Genomic DNA, 22,330 nt, shown 5'->3' with positions numbered 1-22,330 from the left:
TGTTATTAAATATTGCTATAAAAATCTATCGTATCACCCTCTTTCAAGGTTACCAGCGCCTTTTTGTATTTGGCGGCACGGCCTTGAATCAAACCCGATTTGGTGTAACGGCTTTTGAGCTTGCCTTTGCGCATAATCGTGTTTACCGAGACAACGGTTACATTGTAGAGGTCTTCTACGGCTTCTTTGATTTGTTGCTTGTCGGCATCGGGGGTTACCGCAAAACCGTAACGGTTGAATTTCTCTCCCATTCCGGTCATTTTCTCGGTTACTATCGGTTTAATAATTATTGCCATTATTTTACCTCCTTTGTATTAAAAGTTATTAATAGCAGCCAAAGAGCTTTCGGTCAATACAAGACTGGCGCAATCCAGTACTTTGTATGTGTTTAACTCTGAGGTTGTTACAACTTTTGCCTTGGGCACATTTCGAGCCGACAAATATACGTTTTTATTTTCATTTCCTAAAACCAAAAGCAATTTTTTATCTGCAACTTTCAGATTTTGAGCGATGGAGACAAATTCTTTGGTTTTGGGAGCTTCGAACGTAAAGTCTTCGATGACGAAAATGGCATTCTCCTGTGCTTTGAGGGAGAGGGCCGATTTGCGGGCCAGCGATTTCACTTTTTTGTTCAGCTTGAAGTTGTAATTACGGGGACGGGGACCGAATACACGACCACCACCTACCATGACGGGCGAGTTAATGTCACCACGACGGGCACCGCCGGAACCTTTTTGACGGATCAGCTTGCGGGTACTACCCGATACTTCGCTTCTCTCTTTCGATTTGTGGGTTCCTTGGCGTTTGTTGGCCATGTATTGTTTCACGTCGAGATAAATGGCGTGTTCGTTGGGCTCAATGCCGAATACTGCATCGTTCAACGTAACTTTCTTTCCCGTATCTTCGCCTTTGATGTTATATACGCTCAGTTCCATTACTTTTCAATTATTACGATTGAACCTTTACAACCGGGTACCGAACCTTTGATAAGGAGGAGGTTGTGTTCCGGCATGATTTTCAACACTTGCAGGTTTTGCACGGTAACGCGCTCGTTTCCGGTCTGACCGGCCATGCGGGTTCCTTTGAAAACCTTTGCGGGGTAAGAGCAGGCGCCTACCGAACCGGGCGCACGCAGACGGTTGTGCTGACCGTGAGTGGTTTGTCCGACTCCGCCGAATCCATGACGTCCTACAACGCCTTTGAAGCCTTTACCTTTCGAAGTTCCGATGACGTCTACATAGTCAGTACCTTCGAAAAGGTCTACCGTGATAACGTCGCCGGCCTTGTAGGTCTCCGTAAATCCTTTGAACTCGGCCAAGTGTCTCTTCGGGGTTACTCCGGCTTTTTTGAAGTGGCCCATTTCGGGTTTGGTGGTGTGTTTTTCCTTTTTATCGGCAAAACCCACTTGTACGGCATCATATCCGTCCACTTCGGCCGTTTTTACTTGAGTAACTACGCAGGGACCTACTTCGATAACAGTGCATGGAACATTTTTTCCCTCGGCACTGAAAACGGATGTCATTCCGATTTTTTTTCCTAATAATCCTGGCATTTCTCTGTGGTTTTTAATATAGGTTTATACTACACTTTGATTTCTACTTCCACGCCGCTGGGCAATTCGAGTTTCATCAGGGCGTCGACCGTTTTGGCGGTTGAGCTGTAAATGTCGATGAGACGTTTGAACGAAGAGAGTTCGAATTGCTCTCTCGATTTTTTGTTGACAAACGTCGAACGGTTTACAGTGAAGATGCGTTTGTGGGTAGGCAGGGGTATCGGTCCGCTGACCACAGCACCGCTTGCTTTTACGGTCTTTACAATCTTCTCGGCCGATTTGTCGACGAGATTGTGATCGTAAGATTTCAGTTTGATTCTAATTTTTTGGCTCATATTGGTTGTTTCTATTCTATTTTACAATAAGTCTACGCGGCCTTGTACTTCGGTGAGCACTTGTTTGGCAATCTGGGTGCTAACTTCGGCATAGTGCGAGAATGACATGGTCGAGGTGGCGCGACCCGAGGTAATCGTACGCAAAGCGGTAACGTAACCGAACATTTCGGCCAGCGGGGCTTTGGCTTTGACGATGCGGGCTCCCGAGCGGCTCGACTCCATGCCTTCGACTTGTCCACGACGTTTGTTGAGGTCGGAAATTACATCACCCATACTTTCTTCGGGGGTAACAACCTCGATCTTCATGATAGGCTCTTGGAGCACGGGTTTTGCTTTTTCGCAGGCTTTCTTGAAGGCCTGGATAGCGCACACCTCAAACGAAAGCTGGTCGGAGTCTACGGGGTGGAACGAACCATCGAGAACGGTCACTTTGAGACGGTCGAGCGGATAGCCGGCCAATACGCCGTTCTTCATAGCCGTGGTGAAACCTTTTTGTATCGAGGGGATAAATTCCTTGGGAATGTTACCACCTTTGACTTCGTCGATGAATTGGAGTCCGCTGCCTTCGAAGCTGTCGTCGGCGGGTTCTACGCGAACGATGATGTCGGCAAATTTACCGCGACCACCGGTTTGTTTCTTGTAGACTTCGCGCAATTCAACGGGCTTGGTGATGGCCTCTTTGTAGGATACCTGAGGACGTCCTTGGTTACATTCAACCTTGAATTCACGTTTGAGACGGTCGATGATGATTTCGAGGTGGAGCTCACCCATACCGCTGATAACGGTTTGTCCGGTCTCTTCGTCGGTCTTAACGGTGAAGGTGGGGTCTTCTTCGGCCAGTTTCTGCAAGCCGAGGCTGAGCTTATCCATATCTTTCTGCGTCTTGGGCTCAACAGCGATACCGATAACGGGATCGGGGAAGTCCATGGCTTCGAGTACGATAGGAGCATCTTCGGCACAGAGGGTATCGCCGGTGCGGATATCCTTGAAACCTACGCCGGCTCCGATGTCACCGCAACCGATAACATCTTTGGGGTTCTGCTTGTTGGAGTGCATCTGGAAGAGACGCGACACACGCTCTTTCTTGCCCGAACGCGAATTGAGGACATAAGAGCCTGCGGGGATTTCGCCCGAATATACGCGGAAGAAGCAGAGACGTCCTACATAGGGATCGACAGCGATTTTGAAGACGAGAGCCGACATTTTCTCTTCAAAGAGAGGTTTGCGCACCTCTTCTTTGTCGGGGTCATCGGGGTTGTGACCGATGATGGCGGGGGTGTCTTCGGGACTGGGCAGGTAGGCGCAAACGGCATCGAGAAGCGTCTGCACACCTTTGTTCTTGAAAGAAGAACCGCAAAGCATGGGAACAATCGACATACTGAGTGTTCCTTTTCTCAAAGCGGCACGGATTTCTTCGGGAGTGATGGTCGAAGGGTCGTCGAAATATTTTTCCATAACGACATCGTCGCACTCGGCGATTTTTTCGAGCATTTTGTCACGCCACTCTTCGGCTTCTTCTTTGAGCGAAGCAGGGATTTCTTCCACGGAGTAGTCGGCGCCCATGGTCTCATCGTGCCAGTAGATGGCTTTCATCGTGATAAGGTCAACGACGCCTTTGAAAGTCTCCTCGGCTCCGATAGGAATCTGCACGGGGCAGGGGTTGGCACCGAGAACATCTTTCAACTGACGTACGACTTCGAAGAAGTTGGCACCCGAGCGGTCCATCTTATTGACATAACCTACACGGGGAACATTGTATTTATCGGCCTGACGCCATACGGTCTCGGACTGGGGTTCCACACCACCTACGGCACAGAAAGTAGCCACAGCACCGTCGAGTACGCGCAACGAACGTTCTACCTCGGCCGTGAAATCGACGTGCCCCGGGGTATCAATGAGGTTGATTTTGTATTTGTCGTTGGCATAGTTCCACCATGTAGTGGTAGCGGCCGAGGTAATGGTAATACCACGTTCCTGCTCTTGTTCCATCCAGTCCATGGTAGCAGCTCCGTCGTGCACTTCGCCGATTTTGTGCGTCAAACCGGTGTAGAAAAGAATACGCTCCGAAGTGGTCGTCTTTCCGGCATCGATGTGAGCCATAATACCGATGTTTCTGGTATATTTGAGTTGTTCGTCTGCTTTTGACATTGTTGGTTCTTTTTACTGAATTAAGATTAGAATCTGAAATGTGCAAATGCCCGGTTGGCCTCGGCCATTTTGTGCATGTCCTCTTTGCGTTTGAATGCACCTCCTTGCTCGTTATAGGCATCAACAATCTCGGCAGCCAATTTCTCGGCCATCGTCTTGCCGCCTCTTTTACGGGCGTATTGTATCAAATTCTTCATGGAGATGGATTCCTTGCGATCGGGACGGATTTCGGTAGGTACTTGGAAGGTTGCACCACCGATACGACGAGATTTTACCTCAACTTGGGGGGTAATATTGTCCAACGCTTTTTTCCAGATTTCGAGTGCGGATTTTTCTTCGTTGGAGAGCTTTTCCTTTACTGTATCCAAGGCCGTATAAAAAATAGTATAGGCAATGCTTTTCTTGCCGTCATACATCAAGTGATTGACAAATTTGGTAACCTTTACGTCACTGAATACGGGATCGGGTAAGATAACCCGTTTCTTAGGTTTTGCTTTTCTCATTATGTTTTGTAAATTATTGTTTTTGTTTTTGGTTGCTTTTCACATCTTCAACAGCGCCCTCTGACGCCATTTACTCAACCTGAATCAGCCTATCCAATAAACTCAAACAGTGTTTGACACTAAAAGTAGTTTGTTGGGCTCTCTGCTTACGTCTTATTTTTTACCTTTTGCGGCAGGAGCGGCTCCGGCTTTCGGTCTCTTGGCTCCGTATTTCGAGCGACGTTGGGTACGACCGTTTACGCCTGCGGTATCCAATGTTCCGCGAACGATGTGGTAACGCACACCGGGAAGGTCTTTTACACGACCGCCACGCACCAATACAATCGAGTGCTCTTGCAAGTTGTGTCCTTCTCCCGGGATGTAAGAGTTCACCTCTTTACCGTTGGTCAAACGCACACGTGCTACTTTACGCATTGCAGAGTTAGGTTTCTTGGGAGTCGTCGTGTATACTCTCACACACACGCCACGTCTTTGCGGACATGAATCCAGTGCCGGAGACTTACTCTTGTCTTCCAAAACAACCCGCCCTTTTCTTACTAATTGCTGAATTGTAGGCATCTTTTAAACTTTTTTAAATCTTTAAATCTTCTTTTTGTTCGTTAGTTTTCATCTTTGTATCCGCCACACCAAATCTCAACAAGACGCTCGCAATCAGCCGATTACAAGCAACCGTCACGACATTCGGGGCGAAAAACACCGCAAAGATAGCAACTAAAACACTAATTACCAAACAAAAACGAGAATAATTCTTCAAATAAAATACTCAGGTCACTCAGGCACTGCAAGGCAAGGCAACAACCGGCACCCTTGGCACGACGACGGCATGGCGAAAAACGTTTTGCCAAAAAGTGCAGGGCGAGACCGGGCACCGAAGAAGATTTTTCTTACATTTGTCGAGAGAAAACCCGATTATGTTACTTCCATACAAAATAGAGAACCGCATCGAAGCCGGTTGCGACGAAGCCGGACGGGGCTGCCTGGCCGGAGCGGTTTTTGCCGCCGCCGTGATTTTGCCTCCCGGCTTCCGCAACGAGACCCTTAACGACTCCAAGCAACTCACCGAGCGGCAACGCTATGCTTTGCGCCCGCTCATCGAAAAGGAAGCGCTCGCATGGGCAGTAGGAGTCGTCTCACCGCAGGAAATCGACGAGATGAACATTCTCAAAGCCTCATTTCTGGCCATGCACCGCGCCATCGACGCACTGAGAGTACGCCCCGAAGCCCTGCTCATCGACGGGAACCGATTCACCCCCTATCGAGACCTTCCCTACTCGTGCGAAGTAAAAGGCGACGGGCGCTACCTCTCCATCGCCGCCGCCTCCATTTTGGCCAAGACATACCGCGATGACTACATGATGAAGTTACACGAAGAATATCCGCAATACCACTGGGACGAGAACAAGGGCTACCCCACCCGCGCCCATCGTGCCGCCATCGCCCAATACGGGCCCACTTCCTACCACCGTCGCACGTTCAACCTCTTGGGCATGGAACAGCACTCGTTGTTTGAGTAATCCCGCCCGCAATCCTTCATAAAAACAAGAGAGCCGACCTTACAGGGCCGGCTCTCTTGGCATATGTGGACAGGGGGAGATTATTTCGTTGCCGATTCGAGTTTCTTCATAATGGAGAAGATAAAGAGCGCCGAGAGGAGACAGAGAGCGATAAGCAGTGTCCAGATGCCCCACAACGGCAATTTGTCCCACAAAAGGCCGGGAATCGAAACCAGATAGTTACCTATGGCCGTGGCGGCAAACCAGCAACCCATCATGGCACCCTTGTACTTGGGAGGAGCCACTTTCGAGACAAACGAAATACCCATGGGCGAGAGCAGCAACTCGGCGAAGGTGAGCACGAGATAGGTCGAGATGAGCCAGTTGGGCGACACCAGGACGTCGCTCACCGTACCTCCCAGTTCTTTCGGAGAAGCCAATCCCATCGAGCCGACCGTCAGGATAAGGAAGCCGGCGGCAGCCACCATCATACCGTAGCCGATTTTACGCGGAGCCGAAGGCTCTTTGCCCTTGGCAGCCAAAGCGCCGAATATGGCCAGCGACACCGGTGTGAGGGCAACCACAAAGAAGGGGTTGAACTGTTGGAAATCAGAAGGCTGAATCATCACTTCGGCCGGCATCGAGAAATATATGGCCGCTACGCCGCCCCACAAGGCCAACGTCACAAGACCCAATATCACTCTGGTGCGAGCCACCGTGGCTTGGAACGTGCTGAACAGGGTATAAATCGAAATAGCGATGAGCACCAGCCCCCAGATGTTAAATCCGATGCGGGTGAGGCCATCAGCAATGTTCGAGGTGTAGTCGCGCGCAAAAATCGTCATCGTAGCACCGTTCTGGTGGAAAGCCATCCAGAAGAACACCACCACGGCAAAGACGAGCAAAAGGGCGGTGATACGACTCTTGGTCTGTTGCGGGGTAAGCTCCACCTCTTCGACATGGGCGGCCTTGGCCTGAACCGAATTGACGTCGGCGTGCTTGAACCACGAACGGCAACCGTAGTAAATGGCCACCGAGATGACCAAGGAGACGCAAGCCACGGCAAATCCGTAATTGTATGCAGCAGAGAGTTGCTCGATATAGAACTGACTGAAAGCCGTCATATCCATACCGTTCACCGACATCTGCGAAGCCAAATCGGCAAGTTTGGTTGCATTCTCGGCCGAAATCGTACCATCGAGATATTGATGGGCCAACGAGGGAATGTTGGCATCGTAGAAGAGTCCCGATTTACCCAAGAAGAAATTGGTCACGCCCTTGGCGGCAGAAGGGGCAAACATCGCGCCGATGTTGATGGCCATGTAGAAAAGGCTGAATGCGGCATCGCGTTTCGAGGCATATTTGGGGTCATCGTAAAGATTTCCCACCATCACCTGCAAATTGCCCTTGAAGAGTCCCGTACCGACAGCGATGAGAGCCAGCGCGCCAAACATCAGCGTCTTGCCAATGGCATCGGCTCCTGTCGGAATCGAAAGGCAAAGGTAACCGGCAAACATGACGACGATACCCAGCGTAACGCATTTGCCATAACCGATTCTGTCGGCCAGAATACCACCGAAGAGTGGCATGAAATAAACGGCAGCCAGGAAAATAGAATAAATCTGTGTGGCCACAGCCGCACTGAAACCGAATTTGGCTTGGATAAACAACAGGAAGATGGCCAGCATGGTGTAGTAGCCAAAACGTTCTCCCGTGTTTGCAAGCGCCAAGGCATACAAGCCTTTGGGTTGATTCTTAAACATGTTTTTTCTTAGTTTAGGTTTGTACTATATTATTGTTTTTGTTCTTCTTCCTGAGCCTTGAACACCATGGCATAGAGCCGCATCTGCTTCACCATGGCCAAGAGGCCATTGGAGCGCGTGGGCGACAAATGTTCGGTGAGACCTATCTGTTCGATGAAATAGAGGTGGGCATCGAGAATCTCTGTGGGGGTATGTCCCGAAAGCACCTTGATAAGCAACGACACAATGCCTTTTACAATCACGGCATCGCTCTCGGCCTGGAAAACGACCCGGCCGTCGTCATACTCGGCATGCAACCACACCCGGCTTTGGCACCCCTCGATGAGGTTGCTCTCGACCTTGTACTGCGGGTCGAGCGGATCCAATGAATTGCCCAACTCGATGAGCAAGGCATATTTATCCATCCAGTCATCAAATGCCGAGAACTCCTCGACAACATCATCTTGTATTTGATCTATCGTCATCATGGTTTCCAAGAAAATCGCTTATTCATTATATATTACCCACAACAGGGTTTGACCCACCGCTTCGAGGGTAGCTTTATCGATGTGCTCGACCGTATCATCGAGAGTATGCCATTGGGGAACAAATCCCCCCTGCGACTCGTCATAGGCGATGATGTCGATGCTCGGCACGCGACGGCCCACATACACATGGTCGTCGTTGACATAACCGCCCCGCTCATCGACGAAATAGTCGCCATAGCCCAGCGCCTGGGCCGCCTTCCACACCTTATCGACCACGGCGGGAGCCAACTGCATCGAGACGCCTTCGCGGGCGAAGCGGCTGTTTTTGCCGCCCACCATGTCGAGCAAAATGCCGTAACGGGCACGATAGGCCGGATTGTGGGGCCGACGCGACCAGTATTGCGAACCCAACGCCCAGGTATCTTCCTTCTCGGGGCGGTCGAAGAAGTAGGGCTGCCCATAGTCTTCCACATCGAAAAAGATGATGTCGACGCCGATGCGAGGCGACCGGACCTGCAAGTGACGGGCTATTTCGAGCAGCACGGCCACACCGCTGGCGCCGTCGTTGGCTCCATCGATGGGTGTGCGATGATTTTTAGAATCGGGGTCGTTATCGGCATAAGGGCGGGTATCCCAGTGGGCGAAGAGCAAAACCCGGTCGCTCTTCTCGGGCGAAAAAGAGGCAATGATGTTGCGGGCATCGAGCGGCGTCCCGTCATAAGCGCGCACCCGGAAATCCTGCAAGGTGACCTGCGCTCCGCGGCGGCGCAACTCGTCGGCGAGATATTCGGCCGCTTCGCGATGGGCACGGGTATTGGGGACACGGGGGCCGAAGGCCACCTGCCGTTCGACATAGGCAAAAGCCGTATCGGCGTCGAACACAGGAACATCGACCACACGAGAAGGAGCCGTCGATGGTTCATTCGAGGAGGCCGGGCGACGACAGGCCGTCACAACGAGCATGGCCGCCAAACAACCTATTCCAAGAAGCAACGAAAACAAAGATAACCGTCTTCCTCTCATGTTTTTTGTTTTGACTTCCAAAGGTAATTGATTTTCAACAAAAAGCCGAGTCGGCTCTTTTATATTTACACTTTTTAAGAATCAATCATCGGCCGATTGCTGCACTTGGCGCATCACCCGCAAGAAATTCCCGCCCCATATCTTGACGAGCATTTCGGTGGTGTAGCCTTTTTTCAACAGGGCTTTGGTGATGTTGATGAGTTCATCGGCGCTGTTACAACCGGGTATGCCGCCTCCGCCATCGAAGTCGGAACCGATTCCCACATAGTCGACGCCCACCAGCCGCACCACATGGTCGATGTGGGCAACAATATCGTCGACCGTCGGTTCCTTTCCCCTGACCAGAAAGTACTCATAGAGGCATATCTGCATCACTCCGCCGCGGGCGGCAAGAGCGCGTATCTGGTCGTCGGTGAGGTTCCGGGGGTGGTCGCAAAGCGCCCGGCACGAAGAGTGGGTCGTGACAATAGGCGCAGCACTGCACGCCAGCGCATCGTAGAAACTTGCCTCGGAGGCATGAGCCAGGTCGACCATCATGCCCAGGCGGTTCATCTCCCGCACGACATCACGGCCGAAAGGACTCAGGCCGCCATGTTCGCCCTTCCCTTTGGCCGAATCGCATATATCATTGTCGCCGTTGTGGCACAGGGTCATATACACCACGCCTTTGTCGCGGAAATGTTTGAGGAGAGACAAGTCACGACCTATGGCATAGCCGTTTTCTATTCCCAGGAAGACGGCCTTCCTCCCCGCCCGCTTGGCCGCCGACACATCATCGGGGGTGAAAGCCTGCTGCACGCGGTCGGGATAGAGAGAGAGCTGGCGGGTGAGCTCGTCAAGAATGGCGTCGGCCTTCCCGGCAGCGGCATGCAAACCGGCTTCATCGCGGGGTCCCTGAGGCAGATAAGCGACCATGCAAGTGGCATCGAGGCCGCCCGCCTCCATCTTCGGCAAGTCGACTTTGAGCCGCGGGTCACGACAACCGATGTCGATATTTTCGGGAAAAAACATGGGGGTGTCGCAGTGTGAGTCGAGCGACAGGTGACGGCGATGGAAATCCCGCGCCTGCCGATAGAGAAGAGCCTCATCGACCAAATGCTCAAACAAGGGCAGCATGGCATCGTCGCCGCCGGCCAAGAGTTGCTCGGGGTGCCACTGCACGCCATATACGGGGTAACAGGGGCTCTCTATCGCCTCATTGACCCCATCGGGCGAAAAAGCCACGGCACGCAAAGCGGGAGCCGTCTCACGCACGGCCTGGTGATGAAGCGAATTGACCGGTACGCGGTCTTTTCCCAGCAACCGGGCGATAAGGGAGCCTGCGGCGAGGGTCACGTCATGGGCGGGTTGGCGCTTGTCGTGCGCCTGAGAATGGGGCAGAACATCGGCGGGGAACTCCGACGGCAAATCCTGATAGAGGGTACCCCCCAGTGCGAGATTGAGCAGTTGATGCCCGCGGCAGATACCGAAAACCGGCATTTGCCGCTGCAACGCCAGGCGCAAAAGCGCAAACTCGGAACGGTCGCGCAAGGCATCGGCACTGTCGGCCAACGGAGAGAGCGCATCGCCCATGACAGCGGCGGAGAAATCGCCTCCGCCCGTGAGCAGTAGGCCGTCGAGACACTCGACGATGCGTTGGAGCGCCGCCGTGTCGGCACCCACCGGCAAAAGCAGCGGAGCGCCGCCGGCCCGGCACACCGCCTCGACATAGGGGTCGGCCACACAAGTGAGGTTCTCGGCAGCACGGTGGTTGCTGGTGATGCCAATAACCGGTTTGCCCGAGAAACCACAGCGGTTGTCTATTTCCAAGAAAAGGGCCGAGAGCGGAGCCGTGAGCCGCTCATCGCAAAAGAGAGTTGCTTCCATGGGTGTATCAAATAGCCTATATGACACGAGGCGGCTTTGTGAAGCCACCTCGCAAATATAGAGAAAAATAAGGATACCTAAAACAGCAAGCCGTATGCTACAACGCATTTTCACGAATCAGATATTCGGCTATTTGCACGGCATTCAAGGCCGCGCCTTTCTTTATCTGGTCGCTGACGGCCCAGAACGTGAGACCGTTGGGATTGGAAAGGTCCTTGCGAATGCGGCCCACAAACACGGGGTCTTTGCCGGCGATATCGAGCGGCATCGGGTAGGCCCGGTTGGCGGGGTCGTCCATGAGCACCACGCCATCGGCCTTGGCAAAAGCCTCGCGAGCCTCTTCGACCGAGAGCGGACGCTCGGTCTCGACCCAAATCGCCTCGGAGTGAGCCCGCATGACGGGAACACGCACGCACATGGCGCTCACCTTCACATCGGAGTGCATGATTTTACGCGTTTCGTTGAACATCTTCATCTCCTCCTTGGTGTAAAGGTTGTCGGTGAAGACATCGACTTGGGGTATCACGTTGTAGGCCAACTGGTAATAGAACTTCTGTATCGTGGGGGCTTCGCCCTTCATGAGCTCTTCGTACTGATGCACCAACTCGGCCATGGCGGCGGCACCGGCCCCGCTGGCAGCCTGGTAAGTGGACACATGCACCGACTTGATGTGGGAGAGTTGTTCGAGCGCCTGCAAAGCGACAACCATCTGTATGGTGGTGCAGTTGGGGTTGGCAATCACGCCGCGGGGACGCACCTTGGCATCGGGGCCATTGACTTCGGGCACCACCAAAGGCACATCTTCGTCCATGCGGAATGCGCTCGAATTGTCGATCATGACAGCGCCATATTTCGTGATGGTCTTTTCAAACTCTTTCGAGGTCCCGGCTCCCGCCGAAGTAAACGCGATGTCTACGCCCTTGAAATCGTCGTTGTGTTGCAACTCCTTCACGACAATCTCTTTACCCCGGAAGTTATATGATGTTCCGGCACTGCGTGACGAACCGAACAACAGCAGTTCGTCAATCGGAAAATTTCTCTCGGAAAGAACCCGCAGGAACTCCTGCCCCACGGCTCCACTTGCTCCGACAATGGCTACTTTCATGTTCTATCTTATTTTTAGAATTTCGACAATCTTGTTTCTGCGGCCTAAGGGCGACAATCGAAACGCATTTCGGCCAAAAATCTTGGCAAAATTAACGTTTTTCCTAATAATTCGCGCCCAAACGTCTATTTTTTTATCAAATAAGGCGTTTTTCTGTACAATTTCTGTATTCCTCGTGCCATTATTTCTGCTTTTTTCTTAATTTTGCTCACCGATTTATTCGCCGGAACCACACCGCAGATTTTTTTGAGCCATGGACGTCAACCAATTCTTACCCACTTTACCGTTCACCGACCCGGTACTGATATTCTTTGTCGTGCTGACGATTATCCTGTTCGCCCCCCTGCTGCTCAACAAACTGCGGATTCCCCACATCATCGGCCTGATTCTGGCGGGAACACTCTTCGGCCCGCACGGGCTCGATGTGCTGGCCCACGACAGCAGCTTCAAGATTTTCGGGAACGTGGGTCTGCTCTACCTCATGTTTCTGGTGGGACTCGAAATGAACCTCAACGACTTCCGCAAGATAAAAACCCGCGGCATCGTCTTCGGCATACACACATTTCTCATCCCCATGATACTGGGCACCCTGTCGAGCATCTACCTGCTGCACCTCGACCTCATGACCTCGATATTGCTGGCCAGCATGTATGCCTCGCACACATTGGTCGCCTACCCCATCGTGTTGCGTTATGGGGTAGGTCGCAACCCTGCCGTGACCATCACCATCGCGGGAACCATCATCACAGTGGTAGGGGCCCTCATCATCCTTGCAGTCATCGTAGGCATGCAGACGGGCACCATCAACGAATGGTTTTGGGTGCGGCTCATTCTCTCCATGACGGCCTACTGCCTCTTTATCCTCTATGCATTTCCACGCATTGCCCGCTGGTTTTTCAAGAAATACAACGACAACGTCTCGCAATACATCTTCGTGCTGGCACTGGTGTTCCTGGCCTCGGCACTGGCCAAGCCGGCAGGTCTTGAACCGATTCTCGGAGCCTTTTTCGCCGGAGTCGTTCTCAACCGGTTTATTCCTTCGGTGTCACCCCTGATGAACCGCATCGAGTTTGTGGGCAACGCCCTTTTCATACCCTACTTCCTCATCGGCGTGGGTATGCTCATCGACCCCTCGGTCATCTTCTCGGGCTGGGACGCCTTGTTTGTAGCCATTGTCATGTCGGTAATTGCCACTGTGGCCAAATGGCTGGCAGCCTGGATTACCCAGAAGAATTTCGGGCTCACCAAAATCGACCGGGCCATGATTTTCGGCCTGAGCAACGGGCAGGCGGCCGCGACTTTGGCCGCCGTCCTCATCGGATATGACATCGGCATGTTCGACATCAACATTCTCAACGGCACCATCGTCATGATTTTGGTCACCTGCACCATCAGCTCCTTCGCCACCGAACGGGCGGCAAAAAAAATGGCGACCCAGCAACCGGCCGACGAGAACGACAAGAACCGCGACAATACCGGCCAGGCACGCATTCTCATACCCGTAGCCAACCCTTACACGCTCGAAAACCTCGTCAATCTCGCCATACTGGCCAAAGGCCCGCACAAGCAGCAGCCCGTCTATGCCATGCACGTCATCGACGACAACAAAACACCCCTTCACTCCGGCGATGTGGGACAGGTGCTGCTCGACCGCGCCGCCAAAATCGCCGCCGCCTCGGACATCAAGCTCGTGGGTCTCTCTCGCTATGACGCGAACATCACCAGCGGCATCGTCCACACCATCAAAGAACAGAACATCACCGAAGTCATACTGGGCCTGCACCACAAGAGCAACATCGTCGACAGCTTCTTCGGCACCAAAATCGAGAACCTGCTCAAAAGCACCCACAAAATGGTTGCCATCACCAAATGCACCATTCCCATCAACATGACCACCCGCATCGTCGTGGCCGTACCCGAAAAAGCCGAATACGAGAGCGGATTTACCAAATGGATCGACCGCATTGCCAACATCGGCAAGCAAATCGGATGCCGTGTCATTTTCCACGCCCACCACGACACAATCGTCGTACTGCGCAACGTCTTGCATCAGAAACGATACAACATCGACTGCGAATTTGAGGTACTCGACGACTGGGCCGACATTCTCACCCTCACGGGCGTCGTCCTGCAAGACGACCTGCTGGTCATCATCAGCGCCCGCCACACATCGCTCTCCTACAACACCGAATTTGAGAAACTCCCCCTGCAACTCTCTCGTTACTTTGCCGGGAACAACCTCATCGTCCTCTTCCCCGAACAGTTCGGCGAGGAAAACGAGCAGCTCACCTTCACTACCGATCCGCTCTCCATCGACGTGCAGCGCAACTACTCGTCATTTACATCGGTGCGCGATTTCTTCGAAAAATTCTCCCGACGCCGCAAACTTTGGAATCACCGCCGGCAAAAACTCAAACAACGCAAAAAAGGAGAATAACCTTCACCAACCTGCGGGAACGTCCATGCAGAGAAAATGCGATTTGTCGGCATTTAGTCCGCATTTATATCAAATTTACAGGAAACATATCACTTTTCAATAATTTTGTCTACCTTTGCAAGACAATATAAACACACTACTCGTCACATGAACAAAATCATCAGCAAAGAGTATTTCTCGGCCAACGTCGTGAAGTTCGACGTAGAAGCGCCGCTCATTGCCAAAGCCCGCAAAGCCGGGCACTTCGTCATTGTCCGCGTCGGAGAAAAAGGCGAACGCATACCGCTGACCATCACTTCGTCCGATACCGAACGGGGTACCATCACCCTCGTCGTACAAGCCGTCGGGAAATCGAGCCGCAAATTGTGTGCCCTCGAAGTCGGCGACTACATCACCGATGTCGTAGGCCCGTTGGGACAAGCCACCCACATCGAGAAGGTAGGGACCGTCGTCTGTTGCGGCGGCGGCGTAGGCGTCGCCCCCCTGCTGCCCATCGTCGAAGCGATGAAAAAGGCCGGCAACCGCGTCATCACGGTACTGGCCGCCCGCACCAAGGAACTCATCATTCTCGAAGACCAGGTGCGCCCCTATTCCGACGAAGTCATCATCATGACCGATGACGGCTCCTACGGCAAAAAAGGTCTTGTCACCGACGGTGTCGAAGAGGTCATCAAGCGCGAAAAAGTAGATCTCTGTGTCACGATAGGCCCCGCCATCATGATGAAATTCGTCGCCCTCCTCACCAAAAAATACAACCTCCCCACCCTGGCTTCGCTCAACACCATCATGGTCGACGGCACCGGCATGTGTGGAGCCTGCCGCGTCACCGTCGGCGGGAAAACCAAATTCGTATGCGTAGACGGCCCCGAATTCGACGCCCATCAAGTCGACTTCGATGAAATGCTCATGCGACTCTCCTCGTATAAAGGTATCGAATAAACGCTAACACTCATGGACAACAAAGAATATTTGAGCACAGAACGTGCCGCATCGTGGCGCGAAGCACTCCGCAAAGCCAAACCCAACAAAGAGCGCATCGCCATCACACGGGTGAAAATGAATGAACTGGCTCCCGATTACCGCATCACCTGCAACGAAGAGGTAAACCAGGGCCTCACCCGCGAACAGGCCCTCGTCGAAGCCTCCCGCTGCCTCGACTGTCCCGAACCCCTCTGCATCACCGGCTGCCCCGTGGGCATCAACATACCCAAATTCATCAAAAACATCGAACGCGACGAGATACTCGAAGCCGCCAAAACCCTGAAAGAGACCAGCGCCCTACCCGCCGTATGCGGCCGCGTGTGCCCTCAGGAAAAACAGTGCGAGTCGAAATGCTTCTACCTGCAAAAACTGCACAAGGAACCCGTCGCCATCGGATACCTCGAACGCTTTGCCGCCGACTACGAACGCGAAAGCGGGCAAATCTCCATACCCGAAATATCCGCCCGCAACGGCATAAAAATCGCCGTGGTCGGTTCAGGACCCGCCGGGCTCTCCTTCGCCGGCGACATGATAAAACGAGGCTATGCCGTCACGGTTTTCGAAGCCCTGCACGAAATCGGGGGCGTACTGAAATACGGAATCCCCGAGTTCCGCCTGCCCAACAGCATCGTCGACGTCGAAATCAACGGGCTGCGGCAAATGGGCGTCGAGTTCATCACCGACTGCATCATCGGCAAGACACTCACCTACGACGACCTGCATGAAATGGGCTTCAAGGGTATCTTCGTAGCCAGCGGCGCCGGTCTGCCCCGCTTCATGAACATACCCGGAGAAAACCTCATCGGCGTCATGTCGAGCAACGAATACCTCACCCGCGTCAACCTCATGCACGCCGCCGAGAGCGATGCCGACACCCCGGTCTTCCACGGCAAACATGTAGCAGTCATCGGCGGCGGAAACACCGCCATGGACTCGGTGCGCACCGCCCGCCGACTGGGAGCCGAACGCGCCATCATCGTCTACCGCCGCAGCGAAGCCGAAATGCCCGCCCGCATCGAAGAGGTGAAACACGCCAAGGAAGAGGGCATCGAGTTCCTCACCCTGCACAACCCCATCGAATACCTCGGCGACGAAAAAGGCCATGTAACCAGGATGCGCCTGCAAAAGATGGAACTGGGCGAGCCCGACGCATCGGGTCGCCGCAGCCCCGTAGCCATACCGGGTGCCATCGAAGAGATAGATGTCGACATGGTTGTCGTGAGCATCGGCGTGTCGCCAAACCCCCTTATACCCAGCACCGTGAAGGGTCTCACCATCAGCAAATGGGGTACCATCGTCGTCAACCAGGACACGATGCAAAGCGACTTGGCCGACCTCTACGCCGGAGGCGACATCGTACGGGGTGGAGCCACCGTCATTCTGGCCATGGGCGACGGCCGCCGGGCTGCCGCAGCCATGGACGAGCAACTATCGTCGAACCGCTGAAAAGCCAGCAAATAAATAAACCGGCAACTGCCGATGATTGGGCATTGAATGCAGCGTCCAATCATCGGCAGTTCATTTTTTCAGGGCCAATCTCTTCTGAAAATTTTTCATCGCAGGAGATGCCCCCGCCGACACGAACTGTGCAACAAAGCATCACCGAATGCGACACATATCTTCTTTAAGACAAATATAACGTTTTTTTCAATGCCGGACAGGGCTTTTTCCCCCATAAGACAAGGGCGCAGGAAAACCCCGACACCCTCAGAGAAAGAAAAAAAATTGAATTTCCTTTAAAAGGATTTTACAAGCACACACTATCCCACGAAGTATTACTATCTTTGCTTGGAAAAATCGTTTCACAAACCCGAGGCTCACCCCTTCGCGACAGGGTACGGTCATGACAACATCGACAACCCGCATATTACTACTCTCGCTGCTCCTGCTCCTCACCTCGTGGGGTGGCGAGAAGTTGTGCGCCCAAAAGCCGAGCCAAATCTACGACCTCATCGTCGAGAAAAAAATCGAGAAGGCAGTGGAACGCCGCAACAAAGTCTATGACAGCAGTAAGAAAAGCGAACTGCTACTCATCGACCTGTGCGACTGCCTGCTGTTCAATACCCCCGAATACACCGCTTACGACCCCGAAAAATCATACGACATATTCAACCGCGCGCTGCTGCCCAACAGCAAGGAGCGCACACTCATACGCTTTCTCGACAAAAAAGAGAACTCCCTCGACTCTATTCGCGTGCAAATCGAACGCAACCTCTACCACCAAGCCTGCCAGGAAAACAGTGAGGCAAGCTATGCCCACTTCATCGGCCTCTGCCCCCAAAGCCCATGGGCCGCTGAGGCGTATGCCCGGCAAGAAGAGATTGCCTACCGTCAGGCGCTCGAAAAGGGCACCATCGAGGCCTACAACTACTTTCTCACGCACTACACCTCATCGCCTCATGTGGTAGAGATAACCCGACTGGCCGACAAAACCACATTTACCCAACTCGACAACACCATCGAAGCCTACAAACAATTCATCGAGCTCTACCCGCAATCGGCACTCATCGAAGAGGCCCATAACCGCATTTACCGCCTCGCCTATGCCGAAGCGCGCAAGGCCCACACCCGCGAAGCCTATGTGCAACTGCTGGCCGACTACCCCGACCACCCGATGAAAGAGGAGGCCCAGTCGGCCATCGAATCGTTCGACTACCTGAGCCTCACCCAGCAACCGACGCAATATGGCTATGACAAATTTTTGCGCGACTACCCCAACTCCACCTACATCGTCCCGCTCAACGACTGGCTGGGCCATCTGCAAAAAACGCCCTGGCACTGGTCATACAACAACCTGAGAGGATATGTCAAAAGCGTGCAAGAGAGCACCGACACCACCGTCGGCGGGAAAGAGACCCACAGCACCGTCTCATACCTCTATGACCAACTGGGACAACTGCTGCTGGCAGAAACCCGCAAAAACGGGAAAAGCGAAGAAAAAAGCTATCTCTACCACCCCGACTTCACGCTCAATTCCATCGCCACCCCGCAATGGAAAAAGACTTTTTACCACAATCCGCAACATGAAATAACCCGCATCGTCGAGAGCAGACCGGGCGGAAAAGAGCAGGAAATCAGTTCACTTGAATACGACGACAACGGCCGGCTGGCTACGCGCACCGACCAGGTAGAGGGCGTAAAGGGCGGACGGAAAACAGAATACACCTACAACGAGAGCGGCAACCTCATTTCATCAAAGAGCTACAACGCCACCACCCCGCAAAACACCACGACGACCTACTATACCCCCGACGGCAACAAGAAACTCGAAATCACCATCAACGGTCGCTCGCGCAGCGAGAAAATCTATTTCTACAACGAGCGCAACGACGTCTCCAAAATCACTTCGGTCAACGACTCGAAAAAAGAAGACACCACATTTGAATACGTCTACGACGAGCAAGGCAACTGGACCTCCCGCACCCAGCGCACCGGCGACGACCTGTCGACGACCCGACGCACCATCGAGTATTACAACTATGACCGCTGATGCCTGAAATAAAACAGAGGCAAAAAAGATTTGTATTCCAAAAAATCATACCTTTGCGGCAAAATTCAAATACACAATCATCTATCATGTCAACTTATACCGAAGATACCCGCAAAGTAACCACACGCCGCCTCTCCGAGATGAAAGAACGCGGCGAAAAGATAGCCATGCTCACCGCCTATGACTACTCCATGGCCACCCTCATCGACCGCGCCGGCATGGACGTCATTCTCGTAGGCGACTCCGCCTCGAACGTCATGGCCGGCAATGTGACCACACTGCCCATGACCCTCGACCAGATGATATATCACGGACAGTCGGTCGTGCGTGCCGTAAAACGCGCGCTGGTTGTTGTCGACATGCCCTTCGGCTCCTATCAAGGAAACTCCAAGGAGGCTTTGGCATCGGCCATACGCATCATGAAAGAGACCGGCGCCGACGCCGTGAAACTCGAAGGCGGAGAAGAAATCAAAGAATCAATCGTCCGCATTCTCAGTGCCGGCATTCCCATCATGGGACACCTCGGGCTCACCCCGCAATCAATCAACAAATTCGGCACCTACGCCGTACGCGCCAAAGAAGAGGCCGAGGCCCAACAACTCATCAAAGATGCCCACCTGCTCGAAGAGCTGGGCTGCTTCTCCATCGTACTCGAAAAGATACCTGCCCAACTGGCCGCCCGCGTCGCCCAGGAAGTGAACGTGCCCATCATCGGCATCGGAGCCGGCGGCGGTGTCGACGGACAGGTACTGGTCATGCACGACATGCTGGGCATCAACAAAGATTTCTCGCCCCGCTTCCTGCGCCGTTATGCCAACTTGCATGGCGTCATCACCGATGCCGTGTCGCAATACATCTCCGACGTCAAATCGAAAGATTTCCCCAACGAATCGGAACAATATTGATTCTCCCCTTCTCCTGAATAAAAAGCGGGGCGACTTCTGGAAGTCGCCCCGCTTCTGTTTTCTGGGGAGGGTATGTCTACACCCCGTCCTGTTCCTTCTGTTGCAAATAAGCCCGGGCCGCTCCGTCGAGTTCGTCATACCACTCTTGGCCGAAACAGCGAATCAACGGCTCACGCAAGAAACGATATACCTTCACGCCTTCCTTGCGTCCCAGCACCTCGGCCGCCTTGCATATTTTCCAACGGTGATAGTTCACCGCCGTAAACGACGGATAGCGGGTGACGCGCACCGGATAGAGGTGGCACGAGAGCGGCTTGTAGAACGAGATGCGCCCCTCGCGACAAGCCTTCTCGATGGCGCACATGCACATGCCATCGTCGCCATAGCAGGTAAAGACACAGTCCTTGCCACCGACAATCGAAGTGACCAAGTCGCCCTCTTCGTCGATATAGGCCACCCCTTGGGCGCGTATCACCTCCCGGGCAGCGGGAGTCAGGTCGTTCCACACCTGCGGGAGCAGCTCTTTGAGACGGGCATGTTCCTCCTCGGTAATCGGGGCGCCGGCATCGCCTTCGATGCAGCAGGCGCCGCGACACGCCGCGAGGTTACATATAAATTCCCGCTCGATGACATCGAGACTGACAAGCACATCGCCTATCTGCAACATATACTCTTCGCGGGTCTCTAATCGTTTATCAGGCATTTTCCCGTCATTTGGGCCGGCAGGTCGATACCCATGATGTGGCATATCGAGGGAGCTACATCGGCCAGGATTCCATTCTCGACGCGAGCCTGCTTGTTGGCCGTCACATATACGAAAGGCACGGGATTGAGCGAGTGCGCCGTATTGGGCGTCCCGTCGGCATTGAGGGCATGGTCGGCATTTCCGTGGTCGGCAATGATGATGGCTTCATAACCGTTGGCAACGGCGGTATCGATAACCGAACCCACACACTCGTCGACCGCCTTCACGGCTTTCTCGATAGCAGCGTACACCCCGGTGTGGCCCACCATGTCGCCATTGGCGAAGTTGCATACAACCAAGTCGTACTTGCCCGATGCCAAAGCCGTATTGAGGGCATCTTTTACCTCATAGACACTCATCTCGGGTTTCAGGTCATAGGTGGCCACTTTGGGCGAGGGAATGAGTATGCGCTCTTCTCCGTCGAACTCTTTTTCACGGCCGCCCGAAAAGAAGAAGGTAACATGTGCGTATTTCTCGGTCTCGGCAATGCGCAGCTGTTTCCGGCCGGCCTTGGAGACAATCTCTCCCAGTGTGTTTTCTACATTTTCCTTGTCGAAGAGGATATGCAATCCGGTGAACTTGGCATCGTAGGGGGTCATGCAGCAATAGTAAAGCGGCAAGGTGTGCATGCCGGCCTCGGGCATATCCTGCTGGGTGAGCACGATGGTGAGTTCCTTGGCGCGGTCGTTGCGGTAGTTGAAGAAGATGACCACATCGCCGGCTTCGATGACCGAGAGCGGCTTGCCGGCCGCATCGACGTGGACGATGGGTTTTACAAACTCATCGGTCACCCCTTCGTCATAGGAAGCCTGCATGGCAGCCACCATGTCGGTGGCGGGAGTGCCTTTGCCCGACACGAGCAGGTCATAAGCCTCTTTCACACGCTCCCAACGTTTGTCGCGGTCCATGGCATAGTATCGACCCACAATCGAGGCGATGGCCCCTCTGCCCAACGAGGCGAGGCGCCCTTCGAGAGCCTGAATAAAGCCCTTTCCGCTGTGGGGGTCGGTATCACGGCCGTCCATGAAGCAGTGCACGAAGGTCTTGTCGATGCCATATTCGGCGGCAATGTCGCACAGGACAAAAAGATGGTCGAGCGAGCTGTGCACGCCACCGTCGGAAACGAGCCCCATCAAATGCACCTGTTTGCCGTTGTCACGGGCATAAGTGAAGGCTTTTACGATTTCGGGATTGGAGAATATCGACTTGTCGGCGCAAGCACGGTTTATCTTCACCAAGTCTTGATACACGATGCGACCGGCACCGATGTTGAGGTGTCCCACCTCGGAATTGCCCATCTGGCCGTCGGGCAGACCGACGTTTTCGCCCGAGGCTTGCAGTTGCGAATGGGGATAGGTTGCCAGCAACTTGTCCCAATGGGGAGTGGGCGTGTTATAAATCACATCGTCTTTGGCCCGGTCGCCTATGCCCCAGCCGTCGAGAATCAAGAGGAATGCTTTTTTGTTCATTGCAGTAATCTTTTTATGTATCTTTTTTACCAGGTATTTGTGTCGTTG

18 protein-coding genes and 1 pseudogene are annotated in these 22,330 nt (G+C 53.5%); 5 read left to right on the top strand and 14 right to left on the bottom strand.

Annotation, left to right across the window (positions count from 1 at the left end):
- Nucleotides 1-5 precede the first annotated feature (5 nt).
- The 7 genes from rplW to IAD09_03120 all read right to left on the bottom strand — a co-directional run bounded on the left by rplW (nucleotide 6) and on the right by IAD09_03120 (nucleotide 5,096).
- Nucleotides 6-296 (bottom strand): 50S ribosomal protein L23, encoded by a 291-nt coding sequence (gene rplW, locus IAD09_03150; GenBank protein HIT81225.1) that lies wholly within the window; start codon nucleotides 294-296, stop codon nucleotides 6-8.
- A gap of 18 nt (nucleotides 297-314) precedes the next feature.
- A complete protein-coding gene (rplD, locus tag IAD09_03145) occupies nucleotides 315-935 on the bottom strand; it encodes a 50S ribosomal protein L4 (GenBank protein ID HIT81224.1) in 621 nt (206 codons plus the stop codon).
- A complete protein-coding gene (rplC, locus tag IAD09_03140; GenBank protein HIT81223.1) occupies nucleotides 935-1,552 on the bottom strand; it encodes a 50S ribosomal protein L3 in 618 nt (205 codons plus the stop codon). The genes rplD and rplC overlap by 1 nt, the downstream gene beginning before the upstream one ends.
- A 29-nt stretch (nucleotides 1,553-1,581) precedes the next feature.
- Nucleotides 1,582-1,887, bottom strand: a complete 306-nt coding sequence (gene rpsJ, locus IAD09_03135; GenBank protein ID HIT81222.1) for a 30S ribosomal protein S10 — start codon at nucleotides 1,885-1,887, stop codon at nucleotides 1,582-1,584.
- A 21-nt stretch (nucleotides 1,888-1,908) separates the two neighbouring features.
- Nucleotides 1,909-4,035: an elongation factor G gene (gene fusA, locus IAD09_03130; protein HIT81221.1), complete on the bottom strand. Its 2,127-nt coding sequence runs from the start codon at nucleotides 4,033-4,035 to the stop codon at nucleotides 1,909-1,911.
- A gap of 26 nt (nucleotides 4,036-4,061) precedes the next feature.
- The gene (gene rpsG, locus IAD09_03125) at nucleotides 4,062-4,538 is read right to left on the bottom strand and encodes a 30S ribosomal protein S7 (protein ID HIT81220.1); all 477 of its coding nucleotides are present in this window, start codon (nucleotides 4,536-4,538) and stop codon (nucleotides 4,062-4,064) included.
- A 153-nt stretch (nucleotides 4,539-4,691) separates the two neighbouring features.
- The gene (locus tag IAD09_03120; protein ID HIT81219.1) at nucleotides 4,692-5,096 is read right to left on the bottom strand and encodes a 30S ribosomal protein S12; all 405 of its coding nucleotides are present in this window, start codon (nucleotides 5,094-5,096) and stop codon (nucleotides 4,692-4,694) included.
- A 353-nt stretch (nucleotides 5,097-5,449) separates the two neighbouring features.
- Here IAD09_03120 and IAD09_03115 point away from each other — a divergent pair, with 353 nt between their 5' ends.
- Entirely contained in the window at nucleotides 5,450-6,052 is a 603-nt protein-coding gene (locus IAD09_03115; protein ID HIT81218.1) for a ribonuclease HII, read from the top strand.
- A gap of 80 nt (nucleotides 6,053-6,132) precedes the next feature.
- Here IAD09_03115 and IAD09_03110 read toward each other — a convergent pair whose 3' ends face one another.
- The 5 genes from IAD09_03110 to IAD09_03090 all read right to left on the bottom strand — a co-directional run bounded on the left by IAD09_03110 (nucleotide 6,133) and on the right by IAD09_03090 (nucleotide 12,255).
- The gene (locus IAD09_03110) at nucleotides 6,133-7,794 is read right to left on the bottom strand and encodes a peptide MFS transporter (GenBank protein HIT81217.1); all 1,662 of its coding nucleotides are present in this window, start codon (nucleotides 7,792-7,794) and stop codon (nucleotides 6,133-6,135) included.
- A gap of 29 nt (nucleotides 7,795-7,823) precedes the next feature.
- Nucleotides 7,824-8,258, bottom strand: a complete 435-nt coding sequence (locus IAD09_03105) for a SufE family protein (GenBank protein ID HIT81216.1) — start codon at nucleotides 8,256-8,258, stop codon at nucleotides 7,824-7,826.
- Nucleotides 8,259-8,279: 21 nt separating this feature from the next.
- Nucleotides 8,280-9,224 carry a M28 family peptidase gene (locus IAD09_03100; GenBank protein HIT81215.1) on the bottom strand — a complete coding sequence of 315 codons (945 nt, stop codon included), beginning with the start codon at nucleotides 9,222-9,224 and terminating at the stop codon, nucleotides 8,280-8,282.
- Between the two features lie 141 nt (nucleotides 9,225-9,365).
- The gene (locus IAD09_03095; GenBank protein HIT81214.1) at nucleotides 9,366-11,150 is read right to left on the bottom strand and encodes a gamma-glutamyl-gamma-aminobutyrate hydrolase family protein; all 1,785 of its coding nucleotides are present in this window, start codon (nucleotides 11,148-11,150) and stop codon (nucleotides 9,366-9,368) included.
- Nucleotides 11,151-11,247: 97 nt separating this feature from the next.
- The gene (locus tag IAD09_03090) at nucleotides 11,248-12,255 is read right to left on the bottom strand and encodes an aspartate-semialdehyde dehydrogenase (protein HIT81213.1); all 1,008 of its coding nucleotides are present in this window, start codon (nucleotides 12,253-12,255) and stop codon (nucleotides 11,248-11,250) included.
- Between the two features lie 253 nt (nucleotides 12,256-12,508).
- Between IAD09_03090 and IAD09_03085 the strand changes: the two genes are divergently transcribed.
- From IAD09_03085 to panB, 4 genes and pseudogenes are all read left to right on the top strand, one after another.
- The gene (locus IAD09_03085) at nucleotides 12,509-14,692 is read left to right on the top strand and encodes a cation:proton antiporter (GenBank protein ID HIT81212.1); all 2,184 of its coding nucleotides are present in this window, start codon (nucleotides 12,509-12,511) and stop codon (nucleotides 14,690-14,692) included.
- A 147-nt stretch (nucleotides 14,693-14,839) separates the two neighbouring features.
- Nucleotides 14,840-17,119 (top strand): annotated as a pseudogene (locus IAD09_03080) (bifunctional dihydroorotate dehydrogenase B NAD binding subunit/NADPH-dependent glutamate synthase).
- Nucleotides 17,120-17,516: 397 nt separating this feature from the next.
- A complete protein-coding gene (locus IAD09_03075) occupies nucleotides 17,517-19,163 on the top strand; it encodes a hypothetical protein (GenBank protein ID HIT81211.1) in 1,647 nt (548 codons plus the stop codon).
- Nucleotides 19,164-19,249: 86 nt separating this feature from the next.
- Nucleotides 19,250-20,068: a 3-methyl-2-oxobutanoate hydroxymethyltransferase gene (gene panB / locus IAD09_03070; protein HIT81210.1), complete on the top strand. Its 819-nt coding sequence runs from the start codon at nucleotides 19,250-19,252 to the stop codon at nucleotides 20,066-20,068.
- 76 nt (nucleotides 20,069-20,144) lie between these two features.
- Here panB and IAD09_03065 read toward each other — a convergent pair whose 3' ends face one another.
- Nucleotides 20,145-20,735 carry a DUF3109 family protein gene (locus tag IAD09_03065; protein HIT81209.1) on the bottom strand — a complete coding sequence of 197 codons (591 nt, stop codon included), beginning with the start codon at nucleotides 20,733-20,735 and terminating at the stop codon, nucleotides 20,145-20,147.
- 17 nt (nucleotides 20,736-20,752) lie between these two features.
- On the bottom strand, nucleotides 20,753-22,282 hold the full coding sequence (locus IAD09_03060) for a 2,3-bisphosphoglycerate-independent phosphoglycerate mutase (protein ID HIT81208.1): 1,530 nt from the start codon (nucleotides 22,280-22,282) through the stop codon (nucleotides 20,753-20,755).
- Between the last annotated feature and the right edge of the window lie 48 nt (nucleotides 22,283-22,330).

The sequence above is a fragment of the Candidatus Caccoplasma merdavium genome (assembly GCA_018715595.1).
Lineage (GTDB): Bacteria > Bacteroidota > Bacteroidia > Bacteroidales > UBA11471 > Caccoplasma > Caccoplasma merdavium.
This window is presented reverse-complemented; position numbering and strand designations above follow the sequence as displayed.

Coding starts and splice junctions, on each gene's coding strand:
- rpsG (HIT81220.1), bottom strand. CDS start 4,538: ATGAGAAAAGCAAAACCTAAGAAACGGGTTATCTTACCCGATCCCGTA.
- IAD09_03095 (HIT81214.1), bottom strand. CDS start 11,150: ATGGAAGCAACTCTCTTTTGCGATGAGCGGCTCACGGCTCCGCTCTCG.
- IAD09_03100 (HIT81215.1), bottom strand. CDS start 9,224: ATGCTCGTTGTGACGGCCTGTCGTCGCCCGGCCTCCTCGAATGAACCA.
- IAD09_03090 (HIT81213.1), bottom strand. CDS start 12,255: ATGAAAGTAGCCATTGTCGGAGCAAGTGGAGCCGTGGGGCAGGAGTTC.
- rplD (HIT81224.1), bottom strand. CDS start 935: ATGGAACTGAGCGTATATAACATCAAAGGCGAAGATACGGGAAAGAAA.
- rplC (HIT81223.1), bottom strand. CDS start 1,552: ATGCCAGGATTATTAGGAAAAAAAATCGGAATGACATCCGTTTTCAGT.
- IAD09_03065 (HIT81209.1), bottom strand. CDS start 20,735: ATGTTGCAGATAGGCGATGTGCTTGTCAGTCTCGATGTCATCGAGCGG.
- IAD09_03060 (HIT81208.1), bottom strand. CDS start 22,282: ATGAACAAAAAAGCATTCCTCTTGATTCTCGACGGCTGGGGCATAGGC.
- IAD09_03075 (HIT81211.1), top strand. CDS start 17,517: ATGACAACATCGACAACCCGCATATTACTACTCTCGCTGCTCCTGCTC.
- rpsJ (HIT81222.1), bottom strand. CDS start 1,887: ATGAGCCAAAAAATTAGAATCAAACTGAAATCTTACGATCACAATCTC.
- IAD09_03110 (HIT81217.1), bottom strand. CDS start 7,794: ATGTTTAAGAATCAACCCAAAGGCTTGTATGCCTTGGCGCTTGCAAAC.
- IAD09_03115 (HIT81218.1), top strand. CDS start 5,450: ATGTTACTTCCATACAAAATAGAGAACCGCATCGAAGCCGGTTGCGAC.
- panB (HIT81210.1), top strand. CDS start 19,250: ATGTCAACTTATACCGAAGATACCCGCAAAGTAACCACACGCCGCCTC.
- fusA (HIT81221.1), bottom strand. CDS start 4,035: ATGTCAAAAGCAGACGAACAACTCAAATATACCAGAAACATCGGTATT.
- rplW (HIT81225.1), bottom strand. CDS start 296: ATGGCAATAATTATTAAACCGATAGTAACCGAGAAAATGACCGGAATG.
- IAD09_03120 (HIT81219.1), bottom strand. CDS start 5,096: ATGCCTACAATTCAGCAATTAGTAAGAAAAGGGCGGGTTGTTTTGGAA.
- IAD09_03105 (HIT81216.1), bottom strand. CDS start 8,258: ATGACGATAGATCAAATACAAGATGATGTTGTCGAGGAGTTCTCGGCA.
- IAD09_03085 (HIT81212.1), top strand. CDS start 12,509: ATGGACGTCAACCAATTCTTACCCACTTTACCGTTCACCGACCCGGTA.